Source organism: Propioniciclava sp. LT432 (genome assembly GCF_059515965.1).
This window is the reverse complement of sequence record NZ_JCAKNE010000025.1, coordinates 1-24,338: the sequence shown is the minus strand read 5'-3', so window position 1 is coordinate 24,338 and position 24,338 is coordinate 1. Positions and strand designations below refer to the sequence as shown.

The following is a 24,338-nucleotide window of genomic DNA, read 5'->3' as shown; positions in this document are numbered from 1 at the left end:
CTAGCGTGGTGGTATCGATGCCACACCGACCGATGGAGGAGTCGTGAACCGTCCGCTCTCGTTCATGGGGGCCAACCTGTACGGCCAGCAGACCGGCTTCACCGCCACCGTGGAGGACTGGGGCCGTGGCGATCGCACCACACGGGCGTGGTTCGAGCCCGAGGAGACGTGCGCCGCACGCTACGAGGAGTTCTTCGCCGACGTGGCGGCACGCGGCTTCACCCACGTCGACCTGTGGGGCGCCCAGTACATGGCCACCTGGGCGACCCCGACCCACCTGGCCGCCATCCAGGACTCGGTGGCACGGCACGGCCTGACCATCGCCAGCTACGCCGGCGGACCCTATGGGGAGGACACCGCACAGATGGAACTCATCTGCGCCTCCATGGCCCGCCTCGGCGTGCGCATCCTCGGGGGGTACTCGGCGGTCTACCACCGCGACCGTCCAGCCGCCGTGCGCCTGCTGGAGCAGTACGACCAGGTCTTCGCCTGGGAGAACCACCCCGAGCCCGACGCTGCCACGATCCTCGCCAAGGTCGGTGAGGTCACGCCGCACACGGGGGTCTGCGTCGACACGGGCTGGTTCGAGACGCAGGGCATGCCGGCAGGCCGGGCCATCCGTGAACTCGGCGACGCCGTCGCCTACGTCCACCTCAAGGACGTACGGGCCGTCGGAGCCCACCAGACGTGCGCCCTCGGCGACGGAGTCCTCGGCCTGGACGACACCCTGGCCGCCCTCGACGACATCGGGTACACCGGCGCCGTGAGCATCGAGCACGAGGCCGACGGCTACGACCCACGCCCCGAGGTGGAACTGTCCCGTGACCGCGTCCTCGCGTGGTGGGCAGCACGGTGAGGCCGCTCGGCGTCGGCGTCGTCGGATGTGGCAACATCGCCGCCCCCTACGCCCGGAGCATCGCCCACCACCCAGAACTGCAGCTCGTGGCGGCGACCGACGTCGCACCGCAGGCCCTGGCGGCCTTCGTGGCCGAACACGGCGGCACCGCCCACCCCGACCTCCCGACCCTGCTCGCCGACCCGGGCGTGGACGTCGTGCTCAACCTCACGAGCCACGCCGTCCACCACCCCGTCAGCCGGGCAGCGCTGCAGGCCGGGAAGCACGTGTTCTCCGAGAAGCCGCTCGCCCTGACCTCCGCGGACGCCGCCGACCTCCTCGACGTCGCACTTGCCCACGGCGTCCGGCTCGCCGCGGCGCCGAGCCTGTGGCTCGGGCCGGCCATGCAGACCGCCTGGCACGAGGTGGCCCGGGGGCGCATCGGCCGCACCCGCGTCGTCTACGCCAACGTCGACCACGGCCGCATCGAGGCCTGGCACCCGGCGCCCTCCTCCTTCTACGAGGTGGGTCCGGTGTTCGACGTCGCGGTCTACCCCATCGCCCAACTGGCCGCCCAGTTCGGGCCGGTGGTGGAGGTGCGGGCGATCGGCGACACGGTCCTGCCCGAACGGCGGGCGAAGGACGGCACCCGGTTCCCGGTCCGCGCCGACGACCACGTCACAGCCGTGTTGCGGCACGCGGATGGCACGCTCACCCGGCTGGAGTGCAGCTTCTACGTCGACGCGGTGACCACCGTCGGCGAGGGCATCGAGTTCCACGGCGACGAGGGGTCGCTCTTCCTCAAGTCCTGGATCGCGCCACGGTGCGCGCTGTGGCGGCATCCACGCGGGGGGCAGCGCGAGGACGTCGACCTGATCGACCCCGAGGGGGACACGACCCCGGCCGACCGGCTCAAGGACGTCGACTTCGCGCTGGGGCTGGTCGACCTCGCGCGCGCCATCGCGGAGGGTCGGCCGCACCGGTGCTCCGGCGAGTTGGGCGCCCACGTCGTGGACGCGGTGCTGGCGGTGCAGCGGGCCGCGCGGGATGGTGTCCGCGTGCCCGTGTCCAGCACCTTCCCCCCGCCTGCGCCGATCGGGTGGGAGCTGTCGTGATCACCGAGCTCCGGCCCGGCCTCTTCCGCGTCGCCGACACGTGCCACGTCTACGTCTTCCGCCCCGGGCCGCCGGGGTCGGACGCCGTGTGCGTGGACTTCGGCTCCGGGGCCGTGCTCGACCACCTCCCGGCCCTGGGCGTGGGCCGGATCACCCACGTCCTGATGACGCACCACCACCGCGACCAGGCCCAGGGGCTGCCCCGGGCGGAGGCGGCCGGCATCGAGATCTGGGTGCCTCCGGTGGAACAGGAACTGTTCTCAGAGGTCGACCGCTTCTGGGCCGCTCGGCGGGTGCGGAACGACTACGTGCTGCTCACCGATCGCTTCTCCCTGCTGGAACCCGTCGCCGTCACCGGCACCGTCGAGGAGTACCGGACGACCACCTACGGGGGGATCGAGGTCACCACGTGGCCGACGCCCGGCCACACCCCGGGCAGCGTCTCCTACCTGGTCCGGCACGGGGGCGTCACCGTGGCGTGCACCGGTGACCTCATCCACTCCCCCGGCAAGGTCTGGTCGCTGGCCGCGACCCAGTGGAGCTACACCGGCAACGAGGGCCCGCAGATGACCTACGTCAGCGCCGAGACCCTGCTGCACCACGCCCCGGGCCCCTTGGCCCTGCTCCTGCCGAGCCACGGTGAGCCCATGCCGGACGCCGAGGCCGCGTTGTCCAGCCTGGGCGACAACCTGCAGGCCTACCTGGACGGACGCCGCCCCCAGGGGACCACCAACATCCGTGCCCGGCTGCAGGACCCCTTCGTCCGCGTGACCGACCACCTGCTGATGAACACCAGCTCGGAATCGCGGTCCTGGGTGCTCCTCAGCGAGACCGGCGAGGCGTTGCTCATCGACTACGGCTACGACATGACGACCTGGACGCAGCTCGGCGGACCACGCCACTCGCAGCGCCCCCTGCTCGCCTCGCTGCCCGCCCTCGCACGCCACCACGGCGTGACCCGGGTCGCGGCCGCGCTGGCCACCCACTACCACGACGACCACGTGGCCGGGATGAACCTCCTGCGCGACGTCACCGGCGCCCAGGTGTGGGCGCCGGAGAACGTGGCCCCGGTCATGGCCCAGCCGATGCAGTACGACCTGCCCTGCCAGTGGTTCGAGCCCATCCCCGTCGACCGCGTCCTCCGTTTCGACGAGCCGGTCGCCTGGCACGAGTACACGATCACCACGCACCCCCTGCCCGGCCACACCCTGTTCGCGGGCGCCTTCGAGTTCGAGGTCGACGGCGTGCGCGTGCTGGCCACCGGTGACCAGCAGGACGGTCAGGGTGGGCTGGCCCCCGGGGCGCGGCACCTGGGCAACTACCAGTACCGCAACCGCTTCGCGTACGCCGACTACCGGGCATCGGCGGCGCTGTACCGGCGGGTCGCCCCGGGCCTGTTCATCACCGGCCACTGGAACCCGCGCGCCGGGGGTGAGGCGTTCCTCGATGCCATGACCGACCTCGGCGACCGGATCGTCGACCACCACCGCCTGCTGCTCCCCCTGAACGAGCTGGACCTGCCCGCGGACGGCGTCCTCGCCCGCCTCGTCCCGTACGCGCGGGAAGCCCACGCGGGGGAACACCTCACGTGGCGGGTGGAGGTGCGCAACCCGCTGCAGGAGGAGGCTGCGGCCGAACTGCAGCTGGTCGTCCCGACGGACTGGGACGCGCCCGAGCCCGTACGGCTGGTCATCCCGGCCCGGGCGGACGCCACCGCCGAGGTCTCGGTGCGCGTCCCCAGCAGTGCCGAGCGCAGGACGCCGTGGGTCGTCGCCCTCGACGTGACCATCGGTGCGCTGACCCTGGGCCAGCACGCCGAGGCCATCGTGACCGTGGGTACGGCGGGCTCCCTGCCCTAGACTGCCGCTGATGAGCACCGAGGGACGAACCGGCAGGCGCGCGACGATCACCGATGTCGCGCGGGCCGCCGGCGCGTCGCGCACCTCGACCTCGCGGGCGCTGACGGGCCGCGGCTACACGTCCCCCGAACTGATGGCCCGGGTCCGCGCGGCCGCCGACCAACTGGGCTACGTCCCCGATGCGCTGGCGCGCGGGCTCAAGCAACAGTCCACCTCGATCATCGGTCTGCTGGTCTCGGACCTGGCCAACCCGTTCTACGCGGAGCTCGCGTCCGGGGCGTCCGCGGCCGCCCGGGCCCACGGCTACCAGATCATGCTGGCCGACACCCACGGCGAACACGCCCTCGAGATGGACGCCGCTCGCAACATGCTGGCCCAGCGCGTCGCCGGGTTGATCGTGACGCCGGTCACCGACCAGCCGGCCGAACTGGCCCGTCGGCTCGGCACCCCGGCGGTGGAGATCGACCGCGGCATCGCCGACGTGGACACGGTCGTCGTCGAGAACGCCGAGGGCGCGCGCCTGGCCACCCGGCACCTGATCGACCTCGGGCACACCCGGATCGCCCTCCTCACGGACGAGACGGAGTGGACCACCGGACGGCTGCGTCGGGACGGCTACCTCCAGGCCCACGCCGACGCCGGGCTGGAGCCCGACCCCGCCCTGCTGGTCACGGCCGGCTGGAACGACGTGGCCGCGCGGGAGTCGATGGCCGGGATGCTGGCGTTGGCCGATCCGCCCACAGCCGTGTTCACCGCCAACAACCTGATCGCCCGCGGCGTGTGGCACGCGATCCGGGACGCCGGACTCTCCCTCCCCGAGGACATCTCCCTGGTCGCCTTCGACGACGCCCCCTGGATGTCGATGGTCACCCCCCAGGTCACCACCGTGCGACAGGACGCCGCGCAGATCGGGTCGACGGCGGTGAGCCGGCTCCTGGGCCGGATCGACGACCCCGACCTGCCGGTCGAGCAGGTCACGCTCCCGGTCGACCTCGTGGTGCGGGGCTCGACCGGACCCTCCCCCCGCCGGGCCTGATCCCGACCGCGCGCAGCGCGCGCGGGAGCATTGACAGCGCCCACCAGATGGGGTTCCATGACCATGTGGGATCGATTCCATATCGTGCACCGGAGCCTGTGGCGATCCGGGAGGTCCTGCTGGTCAGCCACACCCACCACGACGTGGGCTACACCAACTCACCCCGACTCATGGACACCGCCCACGTGGACATCGTCGGGCACGTGCTCGACCTGATCGAGGCCACGCCCGACGCCGGACCGGAGGCCTTCCGGTGGACCTTCGAGGTGGCTCGCCCGGTGCTCGAGTTCGTCCGGAAGCACGGCGACGAGGGCCTCGCGCGCCTCACGGCCACCGTGGCCGCGGGCCGCGCGTGCGTGACGGCGGGCCACCTGAACTTCACCCAGCTCCTGGCGACGCCCGAGCAGGATGCGGCCTACCTCGCCCTCGGTACCCTGCGCGACGCCGGGATCCCGATCCGTACCCAGCAGCACGGGGACGTCAACGGCCTCAGCTGGGGGGCGAACGTCGCGATGCGCCGTCATGGGGTGGACCGGCTGGTGATGGCGCTGAACCCCGACCACGGGCACCCACCCCTCCCCCAGCCCGCGGCGTTCTGGTGGGAGGGCCCGGACGGCGGCCGCGTCTTCACCTTCTTGTCGACCCACTACGGCTACGGCGAGCCCTGGGGCCTCCTGGATGGGCTCGTCGACGAGGCCGTCGCCGAGATCGAGCGCTTCGTGACCGAACTCTCGGCCGCACCCCAGTGGCCCTTCGACGTCGCGGTCGTCCACGCGGCCAACGACAACCGTTGGCCCGATCTCGACTACCTGGCGGTGGCTCGCGCGTGGAACCAGCGCCACCCCGACCAGCCCCTGCGCACCGTCACCGTCGACGAGGCGGTGGACCGGCTCGTCGAGTCGCCCGCGGCCGCCGAGTTGCCGGTCCTGCGCGGGGAGTGGTCCGACTGGTGGGCCCACGGCCACGGGTCCACCGCGCGCGAGGTCGCCGTCTACCGCGAGTCGCTGACCCACCTTGCGGCGGCCCGTTGGACGCACTCCCTCGCCCTGCTGCGCGGACCGGGAGCGACCGACCTCGGGACCGTGCTCGGGTTCAACCGGGGACCCGTCCGCCACCGCTCCCCCGACGAGCTCGCCGAGGGCGTCCGGGAGGCGGAGGCGGCCGCACTGCTCGCCGCCGAGCACACCTGGGGGTCCTGGGACACCCACGAGAACGTCCGGGGCTTCAACGCTGCCCACCAGGCCAACGCCAAGGCATCGTGGGTGTGGCGCGGCTGGGAACTGGCCCGCAGCCTCGCCACGGAAGGGTTCTTCCGCGCCGTGGCCGACCGCCGGGACGCGGCCGCCGGACCCGCGCACCATCCGGTGGGCAAGGGATCGGACACGACCGTCGCCCGCGGTGACCGCGTGGTCGTCCTGAACCCCACGCCGCGCGAGCGCACCGAGGCGGTACGCCTCAGGGTCGACAACGGCCTGCGAGAGTCCTTGCACCGGGTCACCGTGCCCGGCTTCGGCCAGACGACGTTCACGGTCGACCGGTCCGACCCCGAGGTTCGGGACGGCGACACGGTGGAGACCGGCTTCTACACGGTTCGGCTCGACCCCACCCGCGGCGGCGTGGTGTCCATCATCGACCGGGCGACGGGCACCGACCTGCTCGACAATGGCCCCCATGGACTAGGCGCGCTCCTGCAGGAGCGCCTCGACGGCGGCGATCCCGACCTCGTGGGCGCACCCGCGGCCGCCTCGCTCGCCGAGGACCCGGGGGCAACCCTGCGTCGACTCGCCGACTCCATGGGCCCGGGCAGCGCCGCGCGACCGAGTCGCACCGTCGTCACGGCCACAGCGTCCGGCGGGACCGTCCTGCGCCGGCCCGGACAGGTCGCGCTCCGCTGGACGCAGGACGCCACCCTGGTATCGGGCACCCCGGCCCAGCGAGCAGCACTCCCCCTCGCCGTGCGGGTGACCTGCACGCTGACCTCGTACGACGAGGACCCGGCCCTCGACCTCGACGTGGAGGTCGACAAGCCCGAGGTCCCGCTCGTCGAGAGCCTGCACGTCGCGTTCCCGTTCGCCGTCGAAGGGGTGCCCGAGTTCGTCCTCGAGACCGAGGGCGCCGCCTTCATCGCCGGCGTCGAGCAGCTGCCGAGCAGCTGCCACGCCTGGTACTCCGTGCAGCACGCGCTCGGCGTGCGCCCGCGTGGCGCCACCCGTGGCGTCGTGCTCACCACCCCGGACGCCCCCCTGGTGCAACTCGGGGGCGTGCACACCGACCACTGGCTCGACGACACGCGGCCCCACCCCAGCTCCGGCCTGGTCACCAGCTGGATCATGAACAACTGGTACGGCACGAACTTCCGCGCCCACCAGGGCGGGTACCACCGGTTCCGCTACCGGCTCCTCCCCGGTGAGGTCACCCACGCCTCCGTCCGGCGCGCCGGCGACGACTCCGCGCGACCCCTCGTCGTCCGCCAGTACGGCGGCCACGTGCACGACCCCGGCCCCGAGCTCGCGCTCGACCCCCCGGACGCCGCCCTCGTGGACATCAGGCCGGACTTCGAGGCCGGCTCCGTCCGCATGACGCTGCACCCGCTCGGCGACCCCGGTTCCCTCCGGATCTCCTGGGGGGACCAGCACCTCGACGTGGACCCGGCCCGGGGCCACGACATCCACCTCCTCCGCACCGGCACCGGCGTGGAGCTGACCGACAGGGGTGTCGGATGATCCTCGCTCTGGACATCGGGGGGACGAAGCTGGCCACCGCGGCCTTCGGCCTCGACGGCACCGTCTCGGGCCTCCTGGTCGAACCGACCCGCCGCGAGGAGGGGCCCTCCGTCATCGTGGCCCGGGTCTTCGCGATGGGGCGCCGTTCACTGGCCCTGGCGGGGGTTGGGGCGGAGGAGGTCGCCGTCGTGGGGATCTCGTGCGGCGGCCCCCTGGACGCCGCCCGCGGGATCCTGCTCGCACCTCCCCACCTCCCGGGGTGGGACCACGTCGAGATCGGCCCCCTGGCCACCGAGGAGTTCGGCGTCCCGTTCGCCCTGGAGAACGACGCCACGGCGGCCGCCCTGGGCCAGTGGCGCTTCGGCGCCGGCCGTGGGGCGTCCACGATGCTGTACCTCACCTTGTCGACCGGGGTGGGCGGGGGCTCCGTGATCGACGGGCGCCTCCACCGGGGGGCTGCGGGCAACGGCGGCGAACTGGGTCACATCATGGTGCGCCCCGGGGGCCGGTACTGCATCTCGTGCGGACGCCGCGGCTGCCTCGAGGCCTACTGCTCCGGCACCAACATCGGGGCCAGGGCGGCCGAGCTCGTCGCGGCCGGACGACCCAGTGCACTGGCCGGTCTCCCCGCGATCAGCGGAGCGGACGTGAGTCGAGCCGCCCTGGCCGGCGACGCCGTGGCCACAGAGGTGTGGGACGAGACGACCGCCCTGCTCGGCCAGGGCCTCACCGACCTCACCAACGTGTTCGAGCCGGAACTCATCGTCCTCGGCGGCGGCGTGACCAACGCCGGCGACCAGTTGCTCGACCCCGTCCGCCGGATCGTCCGCGAGCAGGCGATGGGCCCGGCGGCCGGAGCCTGCACCATCGTCCTGGCCGACCGGCCCGACCTGGCCGGCATCGTCGGCGCCGGCGCGATCGGCGTCGAGCGCGCCGGCGAGACCCCCCTCCTCGACCACACCCCCACCGCACTCCTGCCCTGACCCCCCACGAGAGGAACCCATGTCCGCCGACCAGCCGGCCTGGCTGCACGCCATCGTCGACGACCACGTCGCGACCGCCGAGGGGTTGCGCTCCCTGCTGCCCCGGGTGGCCGAGGTCGCCGACCTCTTGATCACGACCTTCGAGGCCGGCGGCTTCGTCTACACCTTCGGCAACGGCGGCAGTGCCGCCGACGCCCAGCACCTGTCCGGGGAGCTCATCGGGCACTACAAGCGCGACCGTCGCCCCCTGCCTTGTCTCACCCTGAGCACGGACCCGTCGGTGATGACGTGCACCGCCAACGACTACTCCTACGACGACGTGTTCTCCCGCCAGGTGGAGGCGTTGGCCCGGCCGGGGTCGGTGTTCATCGCGTTCACCACCTCGGGGAAGAGCCCCAACGTGGTGTCCGCCCTGCGGTGCGCGCGTGGGGCGGGTGCCACGACCGTCCTGTTCGGCGGTGCGGGCGGTGGCCCGGCCCTGGAGCACGCCGACCACGCCCTCGTGGCGCCCAGCGCCAAGACGGCCCGCATCCAGGAGATGCACACCACGATGCTGCACATGGTCTCGGAACAGGTGGACGCATGGGCGGCCGGAGAGGAGCCCGAGGCATGACCGAGGAGATCGGCCGCAACGTCGACCCGGGGCGGCGCGACGTCGACCCTGCCCGCGCCGAGCTGCTCGGTGAGCCCCACCCGTCCCGCGACGCGGGACTGCACACCCACCGCGCCCCGATCGGCAACGCTCCCTCGGGCCCCCAGCCCGCCGGGCTCGACCTCACGCACCGACCGGTCGCGGCGTCCGGCACGACGGTGCACCTGGTCGGGAACACCCACATCGATCCCGTCTGGTTGTGGACGTGGCAGGAGGGCTACCAGGAGGCCCGGGCCACCTACTGGTCGGCACTGCACCGCATGGAGGAGTACGACGACTTCGTCTTCACCTGCGACCAGGTCGTGCTGTTGGCATGGATCAAGGAGTCCGACCCGGACCTGTTCGCGGGGATCCGGCGGCGCGTCGCCGAGGGCCGTTGGGTGAACGTGGGCGGCTGGTGGGTGGAGCCCGACAACAACATGCCCATGGGCGAGGCGTTCGCGCGCCAAGGACTCTACGGCCAGCGGTTCCTCATCGAGAACTTCGGCGAGGCGACGACGGTCGGCATGAACGTCGACCCCTTCGGACACAACGTGATGCTGCCCGCGATCCTGCGCGGCCACGGCCTGGACTGCTACAACTTCCTGCGCCCGGGACCGCACGAGGAGTGGGCGCTGCCGCGCACGCCCTTCTGGTGGGAGGCCCCTGACGGCTCCCGGGTGCTCGCGATGCGGATCCCCAACGAGTACTGCGCCCCGCCCGGGGACCTGTCGGGGACCATCGAGAAGGGCCTGGGGCAGCTGGCCCTCGACTACGACCCCCTGCTGGTCTTCTACGGCGTGGGCAACCACGGCGGCGGCCCCACGAAGGCCAACATCGACTCCATCCACCGCTACGCCCGCATGGGCAGCTTCGGGAGGCTGGTCATGAGCACCCCCCGCGCCTACTTCGACGAGGTCCTCGCCCGGGGTGACGCCGACTCCCTGCCCGTATGGCGCCAGGACCTGCAGCACCACGCGGCAGGCTGCTACTCCGCGCACTCCGGCATCAAGGCGTGGGGGCGCCGCGCCCAGTGGGCCGCCCTGAAGGGCGAGCGCTGGGGCATCGTCGCCGACGTGCTGGGCGGCGCATCGAATCCCGCCCTCGCCTACCCGGTCGAGCCGCTGGAACTGGCGTGGAAGCAGGTGTTGTTCAACCAGTTCCATGACATCCTGCCGGGCAGCGCCGTCGAGGAGGCCTACGTCGACTCCCGCGACGCGCTCGGCGAGGCGGTGTCGATCAGCCAACGCATCTGGACGCGGGCCCACAACACCGTCGCCAGGCAGGTCGACATCCCGTTCGTCGAGGGTGTCCAGCCGGTCGTCGTGTTCAACCACCACCCCTGGCCGGTCCGGGCCCTCGTCGAGCTCAACTACGGCGGGCAGCCACTGGGGGTGCATGTCACGGACGCCGACGGCTCGGTCGTCCCGCACCAGCAGGTGCAGTCCACGTCCACCACGAACGACCGCTCCCGCGGCGCCACGCTGTTCCCGGTCGACCTGCCGTCGTTCGGGTACGCCCTGTACCACGTGCACGCCGTCGCCCAGCCGCCGGCCACGACCCTGCAGGTGTCGGAGTGGGTGCTCGAGAACGACCACCTGCGTGTGGAGGTCGACCCGACCACCGGATGGCTCTCCGGCCTGCTCCACAAGGCGACCGGAACCGACCTCCTGGACGGGGCCGGCGGTCCGCACGTCTCACTGGCCGAGGACCCCACCGACACGTGGGGCCACCGCGTCGTGTCGTACGCGTGGCCGGGCGACGACATGCCCGTCACCCGAATCGCGGTGCACGAGCGGGGCCCCGTGCGCGCCAGCATCCGGGTCGAACGCGCCTGGGGGCGCTCCACCCTGGTGGAGGAGTTCGTCCTGGGCCTGGACGCCGACGCCCTCGAGGTGCGGGTCCACATCGACTGGAGGGAGCGTGCTCACCTGCTGAAGCTCCGCGTCCCGGTGGCGCTGGAGGACCCCGAGGCAACCTTCGAGATCCCCTACGCCACCCTGGCGCGGCCCGTCGACGCGGCCGAGGAACCCGGGCAGATGTGGGTCGACCTCTCCGGGACGCGCGACGGACGCCGCGCGGGCCTGGCGGTGGTGAACAACGCCAAGCACGGTTACGACACGGCACCAGCGGGCCACCCCGAGGCGGGGACGTCCCCGAGCATCGGCATCACGGCCGTGCGTTCCGCGGTGTACGCCTGGCACGACCCGAAGCTCTTGGACGAGGGAGCCATCTACCCCGTCCAGGACCAGGGCCCGCAGATGTTCACCTACCTCCTCGTGCCACACGCCGGCGACTGGCGCACCGCCCGCCTGACGCAGCGCGCCGCCGAGCTGGGCGCCCGCCCGCGGGCCATGCTCGAGAGCTACCACGACGGGGTGCTCCCTGCGCGCCTCTCCCTGGCCGGGGCGACCGGACCGGTGCACGTCACGGCGATCAAGGGCGCCGAGGACGCCGGCCCCGACGGCGCCCACGACCTCGTCATCCGGGCGGTCGAGGCACGGGGCGAGGCAGGGAACGCGACCATCGACCTTCCACTGGTCGGGCGTCGGATCAGTGCCACCTTCACCCCGTACCAGATCCGCACCTTCCTGGTCCCCCGCAACCGGCGCCGGCGCGTCGTCGAGGTCGACCTGATCGAGCGTCCGCTCCCCGAGCAGGCCGGGTTCGAGGCGTCCACGATCGACGGCGTCCCGGCGTTCGCCCCGGGCCCGCTCACGATGACCCGCCCGTCATGAGCGGGCCGCGCGTCGAGGTGTTCGGCACCTGGGACGCGGCCTGCACAGTCGACGACGACGAGCTCGTCCTGACGGTGGCGAACCGCACCGGCGAACCCGCCCGCGGCGGCGTCCGGGTGCGGCTGGGCGTCCCCGCCGGCGACCCCTGGTGGTTGGTGCCGGGCGCCTTCTACGGGGAGAACCGGGTCGAGGCGTGTGCGCGGCCCTACCCCCGATTCGAGGCGGGGCGCGACGCCCCCGCCGACCATGCGGCCCTGGTCAGCTCGTGGTGGGAGTTCCGTCTGGACCGGTGTGCCTACCCGGTCGTCTGCGCCTGGGGAGACCACGCCGGCATCGCCCTCGAGGTGCCGACCGCGACCGCGCTGGGGCTGCCCGGGCTCGGCTTCGGCCTGGGGGTCGACGGGGCCGAGGTCTGGGCCACGTTCCCCTATCGGGAGGGACCTGTCACCTACGTCGGCTCGGGGTCACCCGACCCCCCCGACATCACCACGCACACGCTGGCTCCCGGGGAGGAAGCGACCGTGCGCCTGCGGTGGCACACCCTCCCGGGCTACCGGGGATCGCACCGCACGCTGCTGCGCGCGGTGCACGCGCGGCTGGCCCCCGCGTCCCCCCTGAGGCCCTGGGAGGACCTCGCGACGACGGCCCGCCTGACGGCCCACGGCCTCCTGCGCTGGCACTACGACCCCGACCCGGGTGTCCTGCTGGAAACGGCCGCCTTCGACCGCGCCCTCACGGGGCGGGACGGCGAACCCCTGGACCGCCAGGCCATGCACGTCGGCTGGGTGAGCGGCGTCCCGTGGGCCTACGCCCTGGCGCGACACGGGGCTCGTGCCGCCGTGCCCGACGCGCTGCGCGCTGCGGAACGCGTCATCGACTTCATCTGCGACAACCCTGCCCCCTGCGGCACGTTCTGGGGGGTGTGGTACCGGGCGTCGGGCTGGCGCCAGTCGTGGTCCTTCACCAAGGACGCCCTCCACGCACGCACGCTCGGGGAGGCGACCACGTTCCTGGCGAGGGCACTGCGCGACCTGCCGGACCTGGCCGCGGAGCACCCGGGCTGGGCAGCAGCGGTGCGTCGCAACCTCGTCCACCGCCTCGGGGTGCAGGACACGACGGGCAACCTGGGGACCCTGCACCACGCGGTGACCGGAGCGGTGCTCGACCGTGCCGGGGCCGCCGGCCTGATGTGGGTGGCCGCCTTCTGCGAGGCCGCAGCACTGCCCGCCTTCGCCGACCTGCCGTTGGTCGAGGCGGCGCGCCGCGCCGGGGAGCACTACGCCCACCTCGTCGAGGCCGAGTTCCTGCACGGTGCCCCCGAGGACATCGACCTCGCTCCCAGTTCCGAGGACGGGTACGCAGCCGTCATGGCGTACGTCGCCCTCCACCGGGCCACCGGCGAGGACCGCTGGCTGGACCTGGCCCGGCGGGCCGCCGACTGGACGCTCACCTTCCGGTACGCCTGGAACGTCACGTTCCCCCCACACACGATCCTGGCCACCTACGGCTACGCGTCGCGGGGAGCGGACCAGGCCTCCCCGTGCAACCAGCACCTGCACACCTACGGATTGGTGTGCCACACCGAACTGCACGAGCTCGCGACCGCCCTGGGCGACCCCTACTACGCCGAGCGGGCCGACGAGGCGCTCGCTGCTGCCCGTCAGTTCGTGGCGCGGGAGAACGGCGACTTCAACGCCATGCGGGGCATGGTCACCGAACGCTTCTACCAGACCAACTGCTTCGAGGCCCCCGGCTCGGTGCTGACGCTGTCGCACGCCTGGTGCGTCGGGGTCCTGCTGCTGGCGTGCGAGGACGCGATCCGCGCACAGCAATGACACGACGTGCCCCGCCGTCCGTGGACGCCGGGGCACGGTGCGGTGCGAGTCAGCCCTTGACGGAGCCGGCCGCGATCCCCTCGATGAAGTATCGCTGCCCGAAGGCGAAGATCACCAACATGGGCAGGGTCACGATGAGCGAGGCGACCATGACGTACTGGTAGTCGCCGTGGCCGCCGGCCGTGGGCGAGAACAGCGTCATGGCGTAGGCGATGCCCAGCGGCACGGTGTAGCCGTCGGGGGACCCGAAGTTCAGGTAGATCAGCGGGCCCATGAAGTTGTTCCAGGACGCCTGGAACTCGAAGATGAACACGATGATCGCGCTGGGCAGCGCGAGCGGGAACGCGATTCGCCAGAACAGCCCCCAGAACGAACAGCCGTCCACGCGCGCAGCCTCGAAGAGGTCGCGCGGCAGCGACAGGTAGAACTGGCGCATCAGGAAGATGTAGAAGGCGGAGCCGAACAGCGTGGCGCCCCACAGGGGAACCGTGGTGCCGAGCCAGCCCAGCCACTTCCAGATGAGGTAGTTCGGGATCAGGGTGACCGCGCCGGGGAGCATCATCGTTCCCAGCAGGATGCTGAACAGGACGTTGCGGAACGGGAACCGGAAGTACGCGAAACCGAACGCCACCATCGAACTGGAGATGGTGACCAGCAGGGCCGCCATCAGGGCGATGAAGATCGAGTTCCAGATCCAGCTGAGCAGCGGCAACTGGTTGAACACCTCGACGTAGTTCTCGGGGACGAACGTCTTGGGGATCAGCCGGTTGTCGAACACCTCACCGCGGGGCTTGAGCGAGGCCGCGAGGAGCCAGGCGAACGGGTACAGGAACAGCAGCGCGATCCCGATCATCAGGATCCACCGGACCCACTGGTCGACGCGCCGCAGGTTGCGCTGGAACGGGGTCAGCCGTTCCACCACCTGCAACTCGTTGTTGTCGACCCGGGAGGCCGCCAGCTGCGTGGTCGCCTTGTCGGGCAACTGCTGGGGAGTCATGGGAGCGGTCACTTCTTGTCGCCCCCTTCGTAGTAGACGAGCTTGTCGCCGACCTTGATCTGGATCACGGTGATGACGAGGATGATCAGGAACAGGAGCCAGGCCATCGCCGCGGCGAGCCCGAAGTTGAACCGCTGGAAGGCCTGTTGGTAGAGGTAGACGCCGTAGAACAGGGCCGAGTCGGGCACCGTCGCCCCACCGTCCCGGTAGAACAGCAGGTACGCCTGGTCGAAGACCTGGAGGGCGGCGATCGTGTTGACGATGACCAGGAAGAACAGGGTCGGGCTGATCATCGGGAGCGTGATGCGGACGAACTGGGCCCACTTGGACGCCCCGTCGACCGAGGCCGCCTCGTACATCTCCTTGGGCACGCCCTGCAGGGCGGCGAGGAGGATCACCATGCCGCCGCCGACCGACCACAGGCCCATGAGCACGATGGAGGGTTTCATCCAGGCAGGGTCGGTCAACCACTGCGGACCGGGGATGCCGAAGATGCCGAGGAACTTGTTGATCGCTCCGTTGTTGCCGTTGAGCAGCAGGAGGAACACGGCGGCGGTGGCCACGCCGGGGGTCATCTTCGGGAGGTAGTAGATCGTCCGCATGAAGCCCGAGCCTCGATGGACGCCGAGCAGCAGCAGGGCCAGGCCCAACGACACCGCGATCTCCAGCGGGACGGACATGGCCGCGAAGATGAAGGTGTTCGTCAGCGACGTCATCACCTTCGGGTCGTCGAGGAGCAGCTCGTAGTTGGTGAACCCCGTCGGCGTACCCACATTGGTCGCCAGGTCGAAGTTCTGGAAGGAGAGGATCAGGCTCCACGACATCGAGATGACCGTGAAGACGAGGAAACCGATCAGCCACGGGGAGATGAACAGCAGTCCGGCGATGGACTCCTTGGTGTTGTACTTCCGCGCCTTGACCTTGGGGGCACCTTCTTTCGCCCTCTGGGGAGTTCGTGCCACAGCGGACCTCCTGGGTCGTCGGGACAAGGGTCGAGGGACGCGACGGGGGCAGAACTGGCGACCAGCTCCGCCCCCGCCGCGCCGTGGTTGATCAGCCCTTCTTGCCGATCTCCGACTGCTCCCAGGCACGCTGGGCGGTGGCCTGGGCCTCCTTCAGCGCGGCCGCGGGGTCCCCACCGGCCGTGACCTGCGCGACAGCGTTCTTCAGGGCGTCGTCGATCTGCTGCCCGACCGCGGAGCCACCGGCCGAGACGGTGTTCTCGAGGGCGGCGTACGAGGTCTCGATCAGCTGGTCGAAGTCGGCGTTGCCGCTCGGCACGACGAACTTCTCCCGGACGAGCTTGTCGGCCTCGGGCGAGGCGGTGAACAGGCCCGTGTTGATCGAGTTCTTGGACTTCACGGTCTCGGCACGTGCCGCGCCGGCCGCCTCCCAGGCCTCCAGCGAGGTGGCCTGGATGGCCCATGCGCAGGCGGCCGCCGGGTTCTTGGCGCCGGCCGGGATGGCGAAGGTGGTACCGCCGGCCATGCCGAGGACCTTGCCGTCGGCCGTCTTGATCGGCGTCGCGACGAGGGACACGTTGTCCTTCACGTTGGACAGGACGTTGATGTACCACTGGGCCCACAGCTGGGCACCGACCTGGTTCTTCACGTACTGGTTCTCGTCACCGAACACGTCCATGGTGTCCTTCAGCGACTTCGCCTGGGCGAAGCCACCCTGGGCGTCCATGATCTCCTTCATCCACGTGAGGGCCTCGACGTTGGCAGGATCCTCGAGCGTGGGCTTGCCCTGCTCGTCCATCACCTTGCCGCCGAAGACGGTGACCCAGGTCGCGGCCGATCCGGGGAGGTCGGGGTCGAAGCCCAGCACGGTGGGCGTGCCGCCGTCGGCCTTGTACATCTTCTTGGCCGCCTCGACGAGCGACTCGGGCTTGCTGGTGTCGAGCTGGTCGATGGTGACGCCCGCGGGCTCCATGACGTTCTTGTTGCCGATGATCATGGCGGCCTGGAAGAACTGCGGGATGCCGTAGATCTTGCCGTCGTACGTGACGTCCTTGATGGCGGCGTCGTAGTAGTAGCCCTTGTCGCGGTCCCACAGGGCGTAGCACTCGTCCAGAGGCTGGATGAGCTTCTTGTCGGCCAGCGTGCCGACCATGGACCGGTTCACCTGGATCAGGTCGGGGGTCTGACCCGATGCGACCTGGGCGGCGAACTTCTGCGGGTCGAAGTTGGTGGTGTCCATCTCGACCGTGGCGGGGGCGACCTTCTCGGTGGCCAGGTCGCTGCGGGACGAACCGACCTCGTCGGAGGGGTTGAACCCGCTGGTCTTCATCGCGCCGGACAGTTCCTTCGTGAACACCGCGGACGCACCACTGGCGTCGGCGCTTCCCGGGGCAGGAGCAGGAGCCTGGTTGCCGGGAGCCTGGGCAGCGCCCGGGTTGCAGGCTGACAGGGCGAGAGCGGCGGACACTGCGACAGCCGCCGCCCCGAACCTCTTGTTGGTCTTCATCGACCGTCCTTTCGACAGGGTGGCACCCCCGGAGAGCTCCGGCGGAGCCAAGGGATGGCGGGGCTTCGTCACGCACTCACGAGCCTGACCCCGTGTCTGTAGGGTATCGATACCACATCGGAAGTCAATGGTTCTCGGCGAAGCATCTCCCGCCCGTTACGAAACCGTGAGAAACGCCATCACCCGTTCTCAGAGGCCCGGACAGGCTCGCGCCGCCGGCCGCGATCGGGCGCCGGCGGGGCGGAAGGGCTCGGTCAGTTCGTGGCCGACAACACCGTCCGGGTGGGCGCGTCGCCGCGCGCGAAGGCGGGCGTCCACGCGGGGGCCTCGTCGGGCAACGAACGGGAGGCGATGACCTGCGCGTACCAGTACGCGGAGTCCTTCCAGGTCCGCACACCGGTCGCGTAGTCCACGTGCAGCAACCCGAACCGCGGGTCATAGCCCAGGGCCCACTCGAAGTTGTCCATCAGTGACCACACGCAGTAGGCCCGCACGTCGACGCCGGCGTCCATCGCGTCCAGCACGGCCCCGATGTGCTCGTGCAGGTAGCGCACGCGGTCGGGGTCGGCGAGCCGTTCCCCGGTCGCGGTCGACGGCTCGTTGGTGCACGCGCCGTTCTCCGTGATCGCCAGGGGGACGCCCCACCTGGCGTGGATCTCGCGCAGGACGCGCGTCAGCCCCGCCGCCTCGACCGGCATGTCGAGTGCGTTCCGCGGCCCCGCGATCGGCGCGTGCCCGTAGTTCTGGCTCAGGACGCCCTCGCGGTCCTGCGTCCCGGGGTCGAGGTCCGCCACGTACTTGTGGGGCCCGTAGTAGTTCAGGCCGAACAGGTCGACGGGGGCACGGACCAGGTCCTCGTCGCCGGGAAGGACGAAGGACCAGTCGGTCACGGGCGCGGTGAGCGCCCGGAGCTCCGGCGAGTAGCCACCATCGAGGATCGGGGCGATGAACACGTCGTTGAGGAGCAGCCGGGCCTTCGCCAGCGCAGCGCGGTCGCGATCGTTGTCGTTGGTCGACATCTCGAGGTAGTTCAGCGCGAGACCCACCGTCGCCCCGGGCAGGACCTCCTTGATCGCCCGGGCGGCGAGCCCGTGCGCGAGGTTCAGGTGGTGCGCAACCGCGTAGACCGCCCTCCCGTCCTTCAGGCCAGGAGCATGGATCCCGTCCAGGTGGCCCGTGTAGGTGATGACCAGCGGCTCGTTGATCGTGAGCCAGGCATGGACGAGGTCGCCCAACTCGGCGGCCATCGCGCGGGCGTAGTCCGCGAAGGCGTGTGCAGTGTCACGGTTGCGCCACCCACCGGCATCCTCGAGCTCCTGCGGGAGGTCCCAGTGGTAGAGCGTGACCAGCGGCTTGATCCCGGCCTCGCGGAGGGTGGTGAGCAACTCCCGGTAGTGGCGCACGCCCACCGGGTTCAGCGGGCCCGTGCCGCCCGGCTGGACGCGCGGCCAGGCGATCGAGAGCCGATAGCACTCCAGACCCATCCGGGTCATGTGGTCGACGTCCTCACGCCAGCGGTGGTAGTGGTCGCAGGCCACGTCACCCGTCGCGCCACCGGCGACCTTCCCCGGGGTGTGGCTGAAGGTGTCCCAGATGGACGCCGTGCGTCCACCCTCGGTCACCGCCCCCTCGACCTGATAGGCCGCGGTGGCAGCACCAAGGAGGAGGCCGCGTGGGATCGGACGGGTCATGGAGCTCGGATTCCTTCCTGGTCGGACAGTGCTTCGGAGTAGCGTTCCCGCAGCCAGGGCTCGTCATCCCCGACGAGTTCGAGGGAGCCCGCCAACGGCCAGTCCGGACAACGGTCGGTGCCGGCGAGCACCCAAGCGGCCTGTCGCGCCGCCCCAAGCGCGACGTACTCCGCCTCGGGCGGGACGACGACATCGACGCCCAAGATCCCCGGAGCGAGCGCTCGGACGGCCTCCGAGCGAGCGGCCCCACCGACCAGGCTGACCCGGTCGACCCGGGTCCCGAGGGCGCGGACCACACCCACAGCGTGCGCCACGTGGCACAGGACCCCTTCCACGGCGGCCCGCGCCATGTTCTGGGGCGTGGCGTTGGCGAGCGTGATCCCACGGAGGGTCCCCGTGGCGTCGGGGAGGTTCGGCGTGCGTTCGCCGTTCAGGAGGGGGAGCAGCACCAGCCCCCCTGCGCCGGGCTCCGCGGCCAGGGCGAGTCGGCTGAGTCCCGACGGGTCGACACCCAGCAGGCGTTGGAAGGCATCCAGGACCTGGGCCGCGTTCAGGGTGACCGCCAACTGGAGGAAGCCTCCGGTCGCGTCGGCGAAACCGTTCACGTTGCCGGAGCTGTCGGCCACCGGCGTCGCCGAGGCAGCAGCCACCACCCCGGAGGTACCGAGGGACAAGGAGCAATCCCCCGGCACGAGGCCGAGGCCCAGGGCAGCGCCGGCGTTGTCGCCGCAACCGGGGCCGAGTAGCGCCGCGGACGGGGTGACGCCGCCCGCCTCAGCCGGCGCGAGCACGCGCGGCAGGAGGACGTTCGAGGCATCCCTGCGCATGGCCAGGTCGAGCAGGTCGCGCCGATAGGTGTTGGACACGGCGTCGAAGTAGCCGGTGCCGGACGCGTCGGACCGGTCCGTGACGAGGTCCTCCAGACGTCCGCTGCCCTGGATTCGCCAGGTCAACCAGTCGTGCGGCAGGCAGATGGCCGCGACCTGTTCCGCGTGCCCGGGTTCGTGCTCGGCCAGCCAACGGAGCTTGGTCACGGTCAGGCTCGCCACGGGGACGGAGCCCACGGCGTCCGCCCACGGAGCCGGCCCGCCGAGGTCGGCGACCAGCTCCTCGGCCGCGACGGCGCTGCGGGTGTCGTTCCACAGCAGGGCTGGACGGATCACCTCCCCGGACGCGTCGAGCGCAACCATGCCGTGCTGTTGGCCACCCACGGAGACAGCGGCGACGTCATCCAGCCCACCGGCCTGCCCCGCCGCCTGCTCGAACGCGGCCCACCACGCATCGGGTGGGCACTCGGTCCCGTCCGGGTGCCGGGCCGAACCTGAACGGACGACAGTCCCGGTGTCCGCGTCGACGACGAGGACCTTGCAGGACTGGGTCGAGGTGTCGACCCCGGCGACGAGGACCATCAGCCGATGAGATGGGCCAGGGCCTGCTGGTGGAGGCGAACGAAGTGGGTCTCGCGCTCACCCGCGGCGTCCGCGTCGAACTCCTCCTCCGCCGCCAGGAAGTCGGCCACCGACTCGCCCTCCGCCAGCGTCGGCTGGCCGAGCTCGAAGATGCCGGCCGCCCGCATGGTCTCCTGGACGGCCGGGTCGGCACGGAACGCCGTGGCCTTCTCGGCCAGCAGCAGGTAGGTCTCCATGTTGGCCCGCGCAGAGTCCCAGATGCCGTCCATGCCCTCGGTGCGGGAGGGCTTGTAGTCGAAGTGGATCGGTCCGTCGTACCGCCGCCCCCCGTTGGGGAAGCCGTTCACGAGCAGGTCGACCGTGAAGAACGCCGAGAGCAGGTCTCCGTGGCCGAAAGCGAGGTCCTGGTCGTACTTGAGGCCCTTCTGGCCGTTGAGGTCGATGTGGAACAGCTTGTCGGCGTGCAGGGCCTGCGCGAGGCCGTGCGTGTAGTTCAGGTTGGCCATCTGCTCGTGGCCCACCTCGGGGTTCAGGCCCACGACGTCGCCGTGCTCGAGGGTGGCGATCAGGCCCAGCGCGTGCCCGATCGTCGGGAGGAAGATGTCGCCGCGCGGCTCGTTCGGCTTGGGCTCGAGCCCGATCCGCAGGTCGTAGCCCTGCTGCTTGATGTACGCCGCCACTGTGTCGAGACCCTCGGCGTAGCGCTGGTGGGCCGCGAACAGGTCCTTGCTCGAGTCGTACTCGGCGCCCTCCCGCCCGCCCCACATGACGAAGGTGGTCGCCCCGAGCTCCGCGGCAAGGTCGACGTTGCGCAGCACCTTCCGCAGGCCGAAGCGCCGTACCGAACGCTCGTTGGCGGTCAGCCCGCCGTCCTTGAAGGCCGGGTGGGTGAAGGTGTTGGTGGTGACCATCTCGATCACCAGGCCGGCTGCGTCGGCCACCTGCTTCAGCTGTCCCACCCGCTTCGCCCGCAGGTCGTCGTCCGCGTCGAACCCGAACACGTCGTTGTCGTGGAACGTGATCCCCCACGCCCCCAACTCGGCCAGTCGCTCCGCGTACTCCCACGGGTCGAGGGTCGCGCGGGTGGCTGTACCGAACGGATCCACACCGGTCCACCCGACGGTCCACAGGCCGAACGAGAACTTGTCAGAGGGTTGGGGCTGACGAACCATGATGGGCTCCTGGAGAAAGTTTTGTTGTATGGAAATGCTAATCACGGGTCGGGCACTAAGGTCAAGGGTGTGACCCAGATCCCCGCTCGACCGGTGGGCGCCCGCCAGGCGACGCTGCGCACCATCAACCTGTCGACCGTGGCACGCGCGGTTTTCGCCGCGCCCGGCTCACTGACCCGCGCAGACATCGCGGGGGCGTCCGGCCTGACCCGATCCACCGTCTCGCGCTTGGTCGACCAACTCGTGGCGGGGGGCATCCTCGGGGAGGGCGACCCTGCCCGCCCTCAGGGACGGGGCCGCCCCGGCGTTCCCCTGGGACCGGCGGAGGGGACGTTCGTGTCCATCGGCCTCGAGGCCAACGTGGGCTACCTGGCCGCGACAGCCATCGACCTCACCGGGACCGTCCTCGCCCACCGCATGGTGCAGGAGGACCTTGCCGCCTCGGATCCGGACGCCACCCTGCACCGACTCGCCGCCCTCGGCAAGGAGGTTCTTCGTCAGGCGCCGAACCGCCTGCTCGGCGTCCGCGTGGCGCTGCCGGGCATCGTGGACCGTGGGGCGGGCATCCTGCTCCGTGCCCCCAACCTCCGTTGGCGCGAGGTGGACGTCCGCGCCACGCTCGCCGGACTCGCCCCCGAAGGATCGGTGGTGGGGGTCGCCAACGAGGCGGACTGCGCGGCGATGACCATCGCGCACCGCCTGCCAGGGTCCCTCGATCCGGACCTGGAATCGTTCATGTACGTCTCCGGCAATGTCGGCATCGGTTCGGCCACCGTCACCGCGGGGCGGATGTTCGGCGGTGACCACGGGTGGGCCGGCGAGTTGGGCCACGTGTGCGTGGACCCCGATGGCCCGGCCTGCGGCTGCGGAGCCCGGGGATGCCTCGAGGCGATCATCGGACGTTCCGCCCTGCTCAGGAGTTCCGGCCACGACACCTGGGAGGCCCTCCTGGCAGCGGCGGGCACACCTGGCCCGCGCCTGGAGTCCACGCTCGAGCGCGCCGGACGGGCGCTGGGGGTCGCCCTGTCAGGCGCCCTCAACCTGCTCGACCTGTCCGAGGTCGTCCTCGGCGGGCACCTGGCGGCGCTGGCCCCCGCACTCCTGCCGACGGTCACGGACGAGCTGGACCGCCGCGTCCTCGCCGCCCCCTTCGCGCCCGTGTGTGTCCGGACCCGGACCACCCGCGACGCGGCGGGCGCCCTGGGCGCCGCGTACCTTGGCGTACTCGACATGTTGGACGATCCGGCGACGATCCTGGACCGGGCACAGGCGCCCGCCCCGGACACGCGCACCTGAGCGGCAGCGCCGAGGAAGGCCTCGACTGCCCGTCAGGCAGAAGTCCCCCATGCGGCAACCATGACGTCGTAGGGGCCCGGTCCCATGGCGGCCAACTCAGGCGGCGCGTCGACGAGCGCCGAGGCGGGCACGACGTTGCGCATCGTCATCGTCGACCCGGTGGGCGTCCGCGTGACCTCCACCTCCCAGCCCCACTCCTCGAGGTAGGTGCCACGCGGGCTCACCGTTTCGCCGGACCTGATCCCTGTCAGGCGCATCACCCCCGGCTGCTGGTGCCACGTGTCGAACAGGGTTCCCTCCACGGCACCCGCGGCGTCCGGCGCCGACACGAGCAGCAGGTCCGTCTGGGTGCCGTCGTCGGGGTGCGTCCACGTGTAGCGCAGCACGAAGGCGTCCCCGGCCTCGGCGAAGGAGGCTTCGGAGGGACCGTCCGCCAAGGGGTCCTGGGGCATGAGACGAAAAGGCGCATCGGCCGGCCAGCACGTCGGGCATGCTGCGAACCCTGCCCAACGGAGGACCACGCGTCAACGGTCGGACTCATGCGGCCCTGCGCTAGCTGTACTGACCGGACAGGTTGGTTGAAGGACTGCGATCCGGACGTGTGAGCAAGGGAGGGCCTTGCTGGTTGAGTGGGACTTGCGACAGAACCACGCCAAGCCAGGAAGGCCCTCCTGTGTCCCACGCTAACGCAGCCCTGACCCCGAAGCACCGTCTGATCGTCGCCCAGCTCGTCGTAGACCGGGGAGTCCCGATCTCGGAAGTCGCCGCGAGGTTCCAGGTCTCGTGGCCGACCGTGAAGCGCTGGGCCGACCGCTACCAGGCTGGAGAGTCCATGCAGGACCGCTCCTCGCGACCTCACGGCAGCCCGAACAAGACCCCGCAGCGGGTCGTGAAACGCTGCGTGAGCGTGCGTCTACGGCTGCGGGAAGGACCGATCCAGCTCGCCGCCAGGCTGGGCATCGCCCCCTCGACCGTGGGACGGATCCTCACGGCGTGCCGCCTGATTCGCCTGTCAGCTTGCGACCGGGCCACCGGAGAACCGATCCGACGTTACGAACACGGCCATCCCGGATCGCTGGTCCATGTCGATGTGCATCGCCCCGGGTCTGATGGAGGCTCTCATCACACGGAAGGATGGGAGTCATGGCAGCACCGAGGAAGTATTCGGAGGAATTGAAGGAGCGCGCCACTCGGATGGGTGGAGGCGCGGAGGGATCCAGCCAGCCGGGCCGGGGCGATCAGCCGGATCGGCAAGCAGTTGGGGATTCATCCGGAGGCGTTGCGGAACTGGGTCCGCCAGGCTGAGGTCGATACCGGCGTGCGGGAGGGTGTCAGCAGCGATGACAAGGCGAAGATCGTCGCCTTGGAGCGTGAGGTCCGCGAGCTGCGTCGGGCCAACGAGATCCTGAAGACGTCCGCGGCTTATGTGGGTGATGTCTGTCAAGCGGGGGTTTGATCGAGGCGTTCGAGGAGGTTGGTGTAGACCTCGGCGCGGCGGGTTTGGCCTTTGGCGCAGGCGTCGTCGCGTTGGGCTTGCAGGGTGGGGCGG

At 71.1% G+C, this 24,338-nt stretch carries 18 protein-coding genes and 1 pseudogene; 12 read left to right on the top strand and 7 right to left on the bottom strand.

Going from position 1 to position 24,338, the window contains the following annotated elements; translation table 11 throughout:
- Nucleotides 1–43: 43 nt before the first annotated feature.
- The 9 genes from AC5YDV_RS14450 (at nt 44) to AC5YDV_RS14410 (ending at nt 13,755) form a co-directional block, all read left to right on the top strand.
- Nucleotides 44–856 (top strand): sugar phosphate isomerase/epimerase family protein, encoded by an 813-nt coding sequence (locus AC5YDV_RS14450; protein WP_496184187.1) that lies wholly within the window; start codon nt 44–46, stop codon nt 854–856.
- A complete protein-coding gene (locus AC5YDV_RS14445; protein WP_496192514.1) occupies nt 853–1,950 on the top strand; it encodes a Gfo/Idh/MocA family protein in 1,098 nt (365 codons plus the stop codon). The genes AC5YDV_RS14450 and AC5YDV_RS14445 overlap by 4 nt, the downstream gene beginning before the upstream one ends.
- Nucleotides 1,947–3,809 (top strand): MBL fold metallo-hydrolase, encoded by a 1,863-nt coding sequence (locus AC5YDV_RS14440; protein ID WP_496184185.1) that lies wholly within the window; start codon nt 1,947–1,949, stop codon nt 3,807–3,809. Before AC5YDV_RS14445 ends, AC5YDV_RS14440 begins: the two co-directional genes overlap by 4 nt.
- Before the next feature lie 10 nt (nt 3,810–3,819).
- Complete coding sequence (locus AC5YDV_RS14435; protein ID WP_496184184.1) at nt 3,820–4,845, top strand: LacI family DNA-binding transcriptional regulator; 1,026 nt, start codon at nt 3,820–3,822, stop codon at nt 4,843–4,845.
- 98 nt (nt 4,846–4,943) lie between these two features.
- A complete protein-coding gene (locus AC5YDV_RS14430; RefSeq protein WP_496184183.1) occupies nt 4,944–7,568 on the top strand; it encodes a glycoside hydrolase family 38 N-terminal domain-containing protein in 2,625 nt (874 codons plus the stop codon).
- The gene (locus tag AC5YDV_RS14425; protein ID WP_496184182.1) at nt 7,565–8,551 is read left to right on the top strand and encodes an ROK family protein; all 987 of its coding nucleotides are present in this window, start codon (nt 7,565–7,567) and stop codon (nt 8,549–8,551) included. Before AC5YDV_RS14430 ends, AC5YDV_RS14425 begins: the two co-directional genes overlap by 4 nt.
- 19 nt (nt 8,552–8,570) lie before the next feature.
- Entirely contained in the window at nt 8,571–9,164 is a 594-nt protein-coding gene (locus AC5YDV_RS14420) for a D-sedoheptulose-7-phosphate isomerase (RefSeq protein ID WP_496184181.1), read from the top strand.
- Nucleotides 9,161–11,920 (top strand): alpha-mannosidase, encoded by a 2,760-nt coding sequence (locus AC5YDV_RS14415; RefSeq protein WP_496184180.1) that lies wholly within the window; start codon nt 9,161–9,163, stop codon nt 11,918–11,920. The genes AC5YDV_RS14420 and AC5YDV_RS14415 overlap by 4 nt, the downstream gene beginning before the upstream one ends.
- The gene (locus AC5YDV_RS14410) at nt 11,917–13,755 is read left to right on the top strand and encodes a hypothetical protein (protein WP_496184179.1); all 1,839 of its coding nucleotides are present in this window, start codon (nt 11,917–11,919) and stop codon (nt 13,753–13,755) included. The genes AC5YDV_RS14415 and AC5YDV_RS14410 overlap by 4 nt, the downstream gene beginning before the upstream one ends.
- Before the next feature lie 49 nt (nt 13,756–13,804).
- Here the strand turns inward: AC5YDV_RS14410 and AC5YDV_RS14405 are convergent, their stop codons facing one another.
- From AC5YDV_RS14405 to xylA, 6 genes are all read right to left on the bottom strand, one after another.
- Complete coding sequence (locus AC5YDV_RS14405; protein WP_496184178.1) at nt 13,805–14,752, bottom strand: carbohydrate ABC transporter permease; 948 nt, start codon at nt 14,750–14,752, stop codon at nt 13,805–13,807.
- Nucleotides 14,753–14,760: 8 nt separating this feature from the next.
- Nucleotides 14,761–15,714: a carbohydrate ABC transporter permease gene (locus AC5YDV_RS14400; RefSeq protein ID WP_496184177.1), complete on the bottom strand. Its 954-nt coding sequence runs from the start codon at nt 15,712–15,714 to the stop codon at nt 14,761–14,763.
- A 91-nt stretch (nt 15,715–15,805) separates the two neighbouring features.
- Nucleotides 15,806–17,221, bottom strand: a complete 1,416-nt coding sequence (locus AC5YDV_RS14395; protein WP_496184176.1) for an ABC transporter substrate-binding protein — start codon at nt 17,219–17,221, stop codon at nt 15,806–15,808.
- A gap of 254 nt (nt 17,222–17,475) precedes the next feature.
- Nucleotides 17,476–18,912: a GH1 family beta-glucosidase gene (locus AC5YDV_RS14390; protein ID WP_496184175.1), complete on the bottom strand. Its 1,437-nt coding sequence runs from the start codon at nt 18,910–18,912 to the stop codon at nt 17,476–17,478.
- The gene (xylB, locus tag AC5YDV_RS14385) at nt 18,909–20,321 is read right to left on the bottom strand and encodes a xylulokinase (protein WP_496184174.1); all 1,413 of its coding nucleotides are present in this window, start codon (nt 20,319–20,321) and stop codon (nt 18,909–18,911) included. The genes AC5YDV_RS14390 and xylB overlap by 4 nt, the downstream gene beginning before the upstream one ends.
- Complete coding sequence (gene xylA, locus AC5YDV_RS14380; protein ID WP_496184173.1) at nt 20,321–21,493, bottom strand: xylose isomerase; 1,173 nt, start codon at nt 21,491–21,493, stop codon at nt 20,321–20,323. Before xylA ends, xylB begins: the two co-directional genes overlap by 1 nt.
- 69 nt (nt 21,494–21,562) lie before the next feature.
- Between xylA and AC5YDV_RS14375 the strand changes: the two genes are divergently transcribed.
- On the top strand, nt 21,563–22,789 hold the full coding sequence (locus tag AC5YDV_RS14375) for an ROK family protein (RefSeq protein ID WP_496184172.1): 1,227 nt from the start codon (nt 21,563–21,565) through the stop codon (nt 22,787–22,789).
- A 32-nt stretch (nt 22,790–22,821) separates the two neighbouring features.
- On the opposite strand, the gene AC5YDV_RS14370 is transcribed toward AC5YDV_RS14375, so the two are convergent.
- Nucleotides 22,822–23,241 carry a hypothetical protein gene (locus tag AC5YDV_RS14370; protein ID WP_496184171.1) on the bottom strand — a complete coding sequence of 140 codons (420 nt, stop codon included), beginning with the start codon at nt 23,239–23,241 and terminating at the stop codon, nt 22,822–22,824.
- A 221-nt stretch (nt 23,242–23,462) separates the two neighbouring features.
- Between AC5YDV_RS14370 and AC5YDV_RS14365 the strand changes: the two are divergent.
- Both AC5YDV_RS14365 and AC5YDV_RS14360 read left to right on the top strand, forming a co-directional pair.
- Nucleotides 23,463–23,927 (top strand): annotated as a pseudogene (locus AC5YDV_RS14365) (helix-turn-helix domain-containing protein); the annotation flags it as partial.
- A 60-nt stretch (nt 23,928–23,987) separates the two neighbouring features.
- On the top strand, nt 23,988–24,245 hold the full coding sequence (locus AC5YDV_RS14360) for a transposase (protein WP_496184170.1): 258 nt from the start codon (nt 23,988–23,990) through the stop codon (nt 24,243–24,245).
- Nucleotides 24,246–24,338: the final 93 nt, after the last annotated feature.